The organism is Nitrososphaera sp. (genome assembly GCF_050748925.1).
Classification (GTDB): domain Archaea; phylum Thermoproteota; class Nitrososphaeria; order Nitrososphaerales; family Nitrososphaeraceae; genus Nitrososphaera.
This window is the reverse complement of the sequence record NZ_JBOGQF010000086.1, coordinates 1-7,842: the sequence shown is the minus strand read 5'-3', so window position 1 is coordinate 7,842 and position 7,842 is coordinate 1. Positions and strand designations below refer to the sequence as shown.

General features: G+C 56.7%; 12 protein-coding genes. 5 read left to right on the top strand and 7 right to left on the bottom strand.

The genetic code is table 11. From position 1 onward, the window contains the following. Both ACREAY_RS08075 and ACREAY_RS08070 read right to left on the bottom strand, forming a co-directional pair. On the bottom strand, positions 1-370 hold a 370-nt coding region (locus ACREAY_RS08075; RefSeq protein ID WP_431755261.1), incomplete at its 3' end, for a thioesterase family protein. 26 nt (positions 371-396) lie between these two features. Beyond that, on the bottom strand, positions 397-609 hold the full coding sequence (locus tag ACREAY_RS08070) for a hypothetical protein (protein WP_431755260.1): 213 nt from the start codon (positions 607-609) through the stop codon (positions 397-399). Between the two features lie 291 nt (positions 610-900). Here ACREAY_RS08070 and ACREAY_RS08065 point away from each other — a divergent pair, with 291 nt between their 5' ends. After that, positions 901-1,176, top strand: coding sequence for a 50S ribosomal protein L44e (locus ACREAY_RS08065; RefSeq protein ID WP_431755259.1), 276 nt, complete (start codon positions 901-903; stop codon positions 1,174-1,176). 2 nt (positions 1,177-1,178) lie between these two features. Then, positions 1,179-1,382 (top strand): 30S ribosomal protein S27e, encoded by a 204-nt coding sequence (locus ACREAY_RS08060; RefSeq protein WP_431755258.1) that lies wholly within the window; start codon positions 1,179-1,181, stop codon positions 1,380-1,382. Here ACREAY_RS08060 and ACREAY_RS08055 read toward each other — a convergent pair. Genes ACREAY_RS08055 through ACREAY_RS08035 form a run of 5 tightly spaced genes read right to left on the bottom strand, consistent with a single transcriptional unit; the run spans position 1,335 to position 5,522 of the window. Next, positions 1,335-1,940: an NTP transferase domain-containing protein gene (locus ACREAY_RS08055; protein WP_431755257.1), complete on the bottom strand. Its 606-nt coding sequence runs from the start codon at positions 1,938-1,940 to the stop codon at positions 1,335-1,337. The two genes, ACREAY_RS08060 and ACREAY_RS08055, sit on opposite strands and share 48 nt — an antisense overlap. Beyond that, positions 1,937-2,686 (bottom strand): adenosylcobinamide-GDP ribazoletransferase, encoded by a 750-nt coding sequence (cobS, locus tag ACREAY_RS08050; RefSeq protein ID WP_431755256.1) that lies wholly within the window; start codon positions 2,684-2,686, stop codon positions 1,937-1,939. The genes ACREAY_RS08055 and cobS overlap by 4 nt, the downstream gene beginning before the upstream one ends. Next, positions 2,673-3,632 carry a cobalamin biosynthesis protein gene (locus ACREAY_RS08045; RefSeq protein WP_431755255.1) on the bottom strand — a complete coding sequence of 320 codons (960 nt, stop codon included), beginning with the start codon at positions 3,630-3,632 and terminating at the stop codon, positions 2,673-2,675. The genes cobS and ACREAY_RS08045 overlap by 14 nt, the downstream gene beginning before the upstream one ends. Positions 3,633-3,634: 2 nt before the next feature. Further along, a complete protein-coding gene (locus tag ACREAY_RS08040; protein WP_431755254.1) occupies positions 3,635-4,459 on the bottom strand; it encodes a cobyric acid synthase in 825 nt (274 codons plus the stop codon). A 7-nt stretch (positions 4,460-4,466) separates the two neighbouring features. Further along, entirely contained in the window at positions 4,467-5,522 is a 1,056-nt protein-coding gene (locus ACREAY_RS08035; RefSeq protein WP_431755253.1) for a pyridoxal phosphate-dependent aminotransferase, read from the bottom strand. 83 nt (positions 5,523-5,605) lie between these two features. Here ACREAY_RS08035 and asd point away from each other — a divergent pair, with 83 nt between their 5' ends. From asd to ACREAY_RS08020, 3 genes are all read left to right on the top strand, one after another. Beyond that, positions 5,606-6,682 carry an aspartate-semialdehyde dehydrogenase gene (gene asd, locus ACREAY_RS08030; RefSeq protein WP_431755252.1) on the top strand — a complete coding sequence of 359 codons (1,077 nt, stop codon included), beginning with the start codon at positions 5,606-5,608 and terminating at the stop codon, positions 6,680-6,682. 134 nt (positions 6,683-6,816) lie between these two features. Beyond that, a complete protein-coding gene (locus ACREAY_RS08025; RefSeq protein WP_431755251.1) occupies positions 6,817-7,281 on the top strand; it encodes an Lrp/AsnC family transcriptional regulator in 465 nt (154 codons plus the stop codon). A 45-nt stretch (positions 7,282-7,326) separates the two neighbouring features. Beyond that, the coding region (locus tag ACREAY_RS08020; RefSeq protein ID WP_431755250.1) for a protoheme IX farnesyltransferase at positions 7,327-7,842 on the top strand (516 nt) is incomplete at its 3' end.

Genomic DNA, 7,842 nt, shown 5'->3' with positions numbered 1-7,842 from the left:
CGTTTATTATGAACCGCTCGTGCCTGCCCTCGCCCACCTTCTCGACCTCGTCGCTTGCTTCCACGTCAAACATCACCCGCCAGCCGTCCACTGACGTCACCTTTGCCCTCAGGAACACCTTTGCCCCGACCGGCGTGGCCGCCAGGTGCCTTATGTCGACGATGGTGCCGACCGAGTCCCATTCCGCCTCCGGTATCGCCTGCTCCTTGAGCAAAAGCCGGCACGTCTCTTCCATCTCGAGGATCATCGAGGGCGTCGACATGACGTTTTCGCCCTTCCAGAGAAAGCTTGTCGTCATATTTGCCTCGACCGTGATGGCGCGCTCTTTGGTCGCGCCCGCCCTGACCCTGGTAGCGAAATCGGTGCTCATCGAGAGCCTCTGGGCGGATTTGTTCCTTAAAGCTTGTGCCTGCGCGCGTCTACCTTGCGCTCTTTTTCTTCCTTGGCGTGGTGCAGCCTGTCTTTTTCATGCAGGAAAAGCTTGCCGCAGTCGGCGCATTTTGCCACGTGGTGCTTGTGGACATCGCGAGCGTGGTGCACAAGCTCGTCGTAGCTGCCGAATTTCTCGTGGCACTCTTCGCATTCGTTCTTGTGGTGGAAAAGGTCCATGGGCGCTTACCAATAGCCTGCGCTAAAAAGGTGACTGAAAAATAAAAGGCAGCGACGCCGTGTTTACTTGCTGCGTCTCATGCCCGATACGACGGCATAGATAAGGCCAACAGTAAGGCCAAATGCCAACGGGATCCACACTGGGAATGCAGCTGCGTCGAATACTTGTCTAACCAGAGCTTCGAACATGCCAGAGGGATATTTTTACAAGTATATTAGATTTACTAAAACCATGCTCCTCAGTGCGCCCGGACATACATTAAATTACCCTGATGCAGGTTGAAGTGGTATATGAAGATGGAGAAGGAGATGCGCAAGTTCTGCCCCAAGTGCAAGACGCACACCATCCACTCTGTCGCCCTGTACAAAAAGGGCAAGGACAGGAAGGTGGCAGAAGGCGCTCGCAGGCACGCCGAAGACAAGAAGGGCTATGGTGGCCAGAAATTCCCGGAGCTCAAGAGGACGGCCAAGACTACGAAAAAGATGACATTGCGCTATGCATGTAAAACCTGCCAGTTCAAGACCATGAAGCAGGGCATGAGGATCCGCAAGCTGGAGATCGGCTAGACATGACCCGGCGAGAAAACATACTCATACCCAAGCCGAGGAGCAACTTTGTCTCGATCCAGTGCGAAAAGTGCGGCGCCAAGGTCGTCGTGTTTTCGCACACTACGTCGAGCGTCAAGTGCTCTGGCTGCGGCGAGGTGCTGGCGTCAAGCTCTGGCTCAAAGGCCCTCATTTCGGGCAAGGTCTTGGGCGTTCTGGACCAGTAGCTCGGCCAGCTCTTTTTCCTCTTTTGTATTGACGTTTACCGCAATCTCTGCGCTGTTCATCACTACATATCGCTCCTCGACTGGGCCGTTCACGCCTGCAAAGAGCGTGATGCCAGAGTGGCAATAGCCGCCAACGACGACGCTGGGCTTGACGCCAAGGCCTTCCACAAAGCTCTTCTCTAGTACTATCGAGACGGCCGGCGCAGGCTGCGAGACTTTGTCGACCATCTCGGCGACAATCTTTCCCGTCAAGAGCGGGAGATCTGTCGGCACGACAAGCACCTTTTCCTGTGCAAACGCGGCAAGCAAAACCGACAGGTCATGGGGATAGCCCCCACCTGGTGTTTCAATTACCTCAACCTTGAGCGACCGGAGGAACTCTCTGGTCCTTGGCGCGTTGGGCGACGTGACTGCCACAATCCTCTCAAACCTGCCTGATTCCTTCAAGGCAGCAAGGACGCGCTCGACAAGGCTCTTGCCTGCAATTTTGACAAGCGGCTTTTCCTCTGCCGCCTTCAGCCGGCTTCCGCGTCCGCCGCACATTATGGCGGCTATCAAAGCATCACCAGCGACGAGAGCACCATTAGCGACGCGAGCCTCGACACTTCGTTAGAGGCGCCAAGCACGTCGCCGGATATCCCGCCAAAGCTCCTCTTTGAAACGTGGCGCAAGAGGGCGCCGAGGCCGACGGACACGCCAAGGGCCGCCATCCCCGCGTACCCTGACGCAAACCACACAATCAGGACCATTATCGCAGTGGCTGCAAGCATCCTTTTTCCGTCCTTCATGGCGGCTGTAAACGGCGAGCTGAAACCCTCCCATGCCGACGTGCCCCTGTATGTCAGCAGGACCATGACAAACTTGGCTATGACCTCTGCCGCAATGATGCTGGTAAGCACCTTGAGCCCCGGAAAACCTGTGTTGAACACGATTATCATGCCGGCAAAATACATGACCAGCGCCGCTACGCCTGCCGAGCCAACTGCCGGGTCCATCATCGCCTTGCGCTTGACCTCCTTGCCGCCCTTGGCCATCAGGCCGTCCGCGAAATCTGCCAGCGCGTCGGTGTGGTGCACGCCGGTGATTATGGCAAGCGCGCCGGCGACAAGCAGGCCGACGAGCAGGGGCGGCAAAAAGAGCGACGTGCCGTAGGCCATGCCGCCGACAATGACGCCGATGGCTGCGCCGGCAAGGGGGAACAGGTACATGTTCCTTGCGACATAGTGTATGTCGTGCCCGCTCTTGCCGGTCGGCAGTATAGTGAGGAATGCAAGCACCGACTGTACCGGCCTAAGGGACGCCAAGCAAGAGCCTCCACCAGCCGGCCAGATATAAGAGTGACATGGCCGGAACCGAGAAAAAGAGCACGAACAGGAGTGTCGTCAGCTTCATTATGGAAACCGCGGTCCTGCACTTTTCGATTGTCGCCAGCTCCTGGCCTTCGCCCAGCTCGTAGTGCCCTATCTTTTCCAGCCTTATTCTGAGGGCGCCGGCCACCGCGGCCATGGGGTACCCCGCGTTTGGGCTGAACGTCTTGCCGTGGTCGCGCTGCAGCACCTGCAATGAATTCTTCCAGTCGGCGCCCAGAATCCTGGCGGACAGCACCATCAGAAACGCGGTTATCCTTGCAGGGACATAGTTTGCAGCGGTGTCAAGCCGGGCAGACATCCAGCCGATGTTGCGGTAATAATCGTCCCTGTAGCCCACCATCGAGTCAAGAGTGTTTATCGCCCTGTATGCAACTGCGCCGGCGGGACCCAAAAGCGAGTAGTAAAAGACCGGCCCGGCGATGCCGTCGACCGTGCTTTCGCTCACGCATTCTATTGTAGCCGACAGGATGTGCTGCTCGCCAAGGTCGTCAGTCCTGCGCCTCACTATCAAAGAAAGGTTCTGCCTTGCGCCGGGCAAGTCGCCTCCCTCCAGGCAGGCCGTTATTGCCCTGGCATGACTCTCCATCCCGCGCACGGCGACCGTTATTTTCAGTATTATTGTCGAAAATATTGCCAGCGCGACAACGCCGGCAAGCTGGTAGCTTGCCACTGCGGCAAGGTGGACGGCAACGCCAGCAAGGGTGACAAGCAGGACGGCAAACGCAATCCCCTTCGCCCTTTCGGCGCCTGCGCTGCGCGCCTTTAGCCGGGGGACGAAAAACCCGATGAGCCGGCCCAGCCACGCCACAGGATGGTATTTGTTTGACGGGTCGCCAAGCGCATAGTCAAGGCCGAGCCCTGCGGCAAGGGCTGCGAGCAATATCAAAAGCCCGCCACCCTGTTCAGCCTCTCAATGTCTGCGTTTTCTTTTATTGCTTTTGCGAGGAGGTCGAGCTGCCAGCCCCACGACTCTTGCGGCAGTTCGCTTCCCGCCCTGCCGCCGTCAAGCGAGTCTTCCTCCGGCAGCTCGATTTCGATCTTTGGCACGACGCCAAGGACGCGCTTTCGGGTCATCTTTTCCGTCGTTTTTATCGCCGGCGCAAGCAGCGCCAGATCGCCCCTGAACTTGTTTATTAAAAACCCCTTGACAAGAACACGGTGTTTTGGCTTTAGCAGCTGCATCGTGCCGACAATGCTCGCAAAGCAGCCGCCACGCTCAATGTCTGCTACTATAACCACCGGCGACTCTGCCTTTTCTGCCAGCAGCATGTTGGCAATGTCATATCTTGCAATGTTGATCTCTGCCGGCGACCCTGCGCCCTCTATCACCACCACGTCGTTTTCGCGCCGCAAAGAGTCAAGCACCTTTAGCGCGAGCGGGAACCCCTGTTTCAGCACGAAATTTTCGTAATATTCCCTGGCGTGCATCTCGGCATAGAACCTGCCGTTCACGAGCACCTCGCTCCTGTAGTCGCCAAGCGGCTTTAGCAGTATGGGGTTCATGCGGGCATCCGGCTCGCGCCTTGCCGCCACCGCCTGTATTGCCTGCGCCCTTGCCATCTTTAGGCCGCCGGCCGTCTGGTAGAGGTTGGACGACATGTTTTGCGACTTGAACGGCGCGACTTTGCGGCCGGCATCTGAAAATATCCTGCACAGGCCCGCGACAATCGTGCTCTTGCCGGCACCCGACGACGTCCCCTGAACCATTATGAGCCTAGCGCGCCTTGCCGTTGTCCATCTCCTCCAGGGCCTTTACCAGCATCATGTTTTCTTTATGCGTCTTGACCGCTATCCTGACGTGCTGCGAGCCCATGCCGGTAAAGGTGCTGCAGTCGCGCACGAGCACGCCGGTCTTTTTCATGAGCCTGTCCCTGAAATGCGTGGAATCGCCGCTTTTCAGCCGCAAGAGCAAGTAATTGGCGTCTGACCTGACTGGCACAAGCGATTCGAGCCTGTTCAACCTCTCGTAAAGAAATGCGCGCTCTTTTTTCACAAGTGCCCTCGCCTTTGCCACGTGTCTCCTGTCTGCAAGAGCGGCGACGCCCGCGGCCTGCGCAAGCCCGTTGACGTTCCACGGCACCTTTAGCGACGACAGCTGCCCTGCGAGCGCGGGGCTTGAGACGCTATAGCCTGCGCGCAGGCCCGCCATCCCAAACGACTTGGTCAGAGACCGCAGGACGACGAGGTTGTCGTGCCTGTCTACAAGCTTTAGCAGCGTCTCCTGCCTGTCGGCAAGCTCGATAAAGCATTCGTCCAGCATGATTTTTGTCGTATTGTCGACGTCTTCGATCACCTTTTTTATCGCACGGGTTGCAAGCATTCCTGTCGGGTTGTTTGGGTTGCACAGGAAAAGCGCGTCGACGCCTTTTGCACTTGCAATCACCGCATCGGCGTCAAGTGCAAAATCAACCGCCAGGGGGACAAACGTCACTACAGCGCCTGCCTTTTGTGAAGCAAGCTCGTATTCGCAGAACGTGGGCGCGGGGATGACGACGCGCCTTTTTGCAAACAGCCGCGCAAACCAGTAAATGATCTCGGCGGCGCCGTTGCCGACGGCTATTTGATCGGTATTGACGCCCAGGTAGCGAGCAAGGCCCTTTTTCAGGTCCCTGCACTCGGGGTCTGGATACATTGGCGCAAGCTCCCCTGCAGACCTCTCTATGGCTCTGACCGCCTTTCCTGGCGCCCCGAGGGGGTTGACGCTAGAGCTGCAATCAAGCCTGACCATCTTGGGGTCCACCGAATACACGCCGCCGTGCGAGCACGCCAACAATCCTTCTTCTCGCAGTCTGTATTTAGAATGTGCGCCCGGAAAAACGATTATAGGTATCATCAGGTCAAACGCGCCCGTATATGCTCAAGGTAGCAGTGATAGGGGCCACTGGCGCAGTGGGCCAAGAGTTCGTCGTAGCCCTCAACAAGCACAAGTGGTTCCAGCTGACCCAGGTGGCGGCATCAGAGAGGTCGGCAGGCAAGAAATACGTGGACGCTATCCGCGACCCAAACTCGGGGATCCTTAGGTGGCACAACCGCGAAGAGGTGCCCGAGTACGTAAAGAACATGGTCGTCAGCAAGGTCGAGGACATCAAGCCGGAGAACTTTGACCTCATCTTTACCGCACTAGAGTCAGACGATGCCAAGGAGATAGAGCCGAGGTTTGCCAAGACGACGCCTGTCATCAGCACCGCCGCTGCTTTCCGCTACGAGTCTGACGTCCCGATACTGATACCGGGCATCAACGACGACCAGGTTGAACTGCTAAACGTGCAGAAAAAGAACCGCGGCTGGAAAGGCTTTATCGCCCCGCTGCCAAACTGCACCACCACGGGGCTTGCTATCACGCTCAAGCCGATACTCGACAAGTACGGCATCGACAAGGTCTTCATGACGTCGATGCAGGCGCTCTCCGGCGCCGGCAGGTCGCCCGGCGTAATCGCGCTTGACATCATGGACAACGTCATCCCCTACATACCAAAGGAGGAGGAGAAGGTCCAGATCGAGGCAAAAAAGATCCTCGGCTCCATGAACAAGGGCTCTATCACACCGGCAGATTTCAAGGTGAGCTGCACGTGCACGAGAGTTCCTGTCTCTGACGGCCACACCGAGTCGGTGTTCGTAGAGACTGACAGGCCGGCAGAGGCCGAAGGCGTCAAGAAAGAGATGCTGAGGTTCAGCAAGAACGTGTCCATAAGGGCGCTTCCGACGGCCCCAAAGGAGTACATCATGGTGCACGACGACCCCACCCGCCCGCAGCCAAGGATTGACCGCGAGGTAAACGACGGCATGACCACCGTGGTTGGCAGGCTGCGCAAGGACACCGCCTTTGACAACGGAATAAAGTACGTGCTGCTGTCTCACAACGAAAAGATGGGGTCTGCCAGGGGCGCGGTGCTGCTGGCCGAGCTGCTAAAGGACAAAAAGATCCTTTAGTCCCTCCATTTTCCAATTTTCGCAATGCCGTTGCAGTATAGCACAAGCTTGTGTAAAATATTGAATTAAAACAGCGTTTGGCGCCATATTATACGTTTATTAACACCTTGCCTCTTAAGTTATGTTGACTTTCGATGGGAAAGATCGACGATCTAGATGTAAAAATTTTGAGCGAACTTGCGAGGGACGCCAGCATTTCTGTACCCCGGCTATCAAAAAAAATCAACGTCAACGCCTCTGTCGTCTATAGCAGGATAAAGCGCCTAGTAAAGAAGGGGCTCATCAAGAAATTCACGATTGTAATCAACGACGAGGCCCTCGGATTTAACGTCAAGGCGCTCACCGGCATCAACATGGACTCTAAACTGCGCGACAACGTCCTGAACGAGCTCTTCAAGATCCCCGAGGTGCGGGAGGTGTCTGAAGTCACGGGCAGGTTCGACATCCTGGTCACCATGAACGCCCACTCGCTTGACGAGATGCACCAGATAATCTCGGAAAAGATAGGCCGGGTCGAGGGCGTGCAAAAGACAGAGACGTTCATCGAGATGCGCAAGACCGTGCGGGACATCGCGTACCCGATCTCGGCCTCCAAGTAATTTTTTAAGCTATAAATAACAACGGCGCGCCCTCTAGGCTGTTACTTGGACACCGTTCACCAGGTCTCCCTAGGCACAAAGATCAAGGACTATTACGAAGTCACCAAGCCCAAGATCTGGTACCTGCTAGTATTCACGGCGTTTGGAGCCGCCCTCACTGCATCATTGCTCTTTGACATCCCAATTACTCCGCTGACGTGGATGCTCCTGATAGGCGGGGTAGCTGCTGGCTCTGCAGCAGCTGACACGCTGACTGGCTATAACGACCGCGACATTGACGCCATAATGGACAGGACAAAGGGCCGGCCCATACCGTCGGGCAGGATAACCCCGAAAAATGCCCTGACCTTTGGCCTGATACTCGCTGCCATCTCTCTAGTCTGCGCCTGGTTTATCAACCCCCTAGCGTTTGGCCTGATGGCCTTTGGCCTCTTTGACAACATCATCGTCTACAGCAAGTGGCTCAAGCGCAGAAGCCAGTCCAACATCATACTCGGCGGCTTTTCCGGCGGCGCCCCTGCACTCATCGGCTATGTTGCAGTCACGACGCAAAACATCGAG